This is a genomic window from Adlercreutzia equolifaciens (genome assembly GCF_029076695.1).
GTDB lineage: Bacteria > Actinomycetota > Coriobacteriia > Coriobacteriales > Eggerthellaceae > Adlercreutzia > Adlercreutzia equolifaciens_A.
The window spans coordinates 1-368 of sequence record NZ_JARFIK010000125.1; the positions used below are offsets into that span (position 1 = coordinate 1).

Genomic DNA, 368 nt, shown 5'->3' on the forward strand with positions numbered 1-368 from the left:
GGAAGAAGGCCGCATTGGTGTACTTGTGGTGCTTCGCCTTGTGCTAGGCCTCCTTCGCCGCCTTGCGGTCGGCCTGCAAGCTGGGAGGACGATGACGCTCGAACTCCACCGTCACCTTCGAGCGCACCTGCTCGATCATAGACTGGGGCTTAGCCATGAACGTAGCCTCCCTTCTGCTGGAAGCGCAGAATATAGACGAAGCTTTCCACGCGCGTCTCCACGCCGGCCGTGCCCGACTGGGCATCGATCATGAGGTTCAAAATAGGCGTGTCCTGAATGCAGCGCATGATGGCATCGTCGGTCATGGAGTCGGGGCCGCAGGGGAAAGCGCTGATGAGCACAATGCCGTCGATGCGGTCCTGCAGAAG

Annotated in this window: 1 pseudogene; it reads right to left on the reverse strand. The window is 60.3% G+C overall.

The window, feature by feature from the left end:
* Positions 1 to 149: 149 nt before the first annotated feature.
* Positions 150 to 368: pseudogene (locus PZH32_RS11745) on the reverse strand (acyl-CoA dehydratase activase-related protein); the annotation flags it as partial.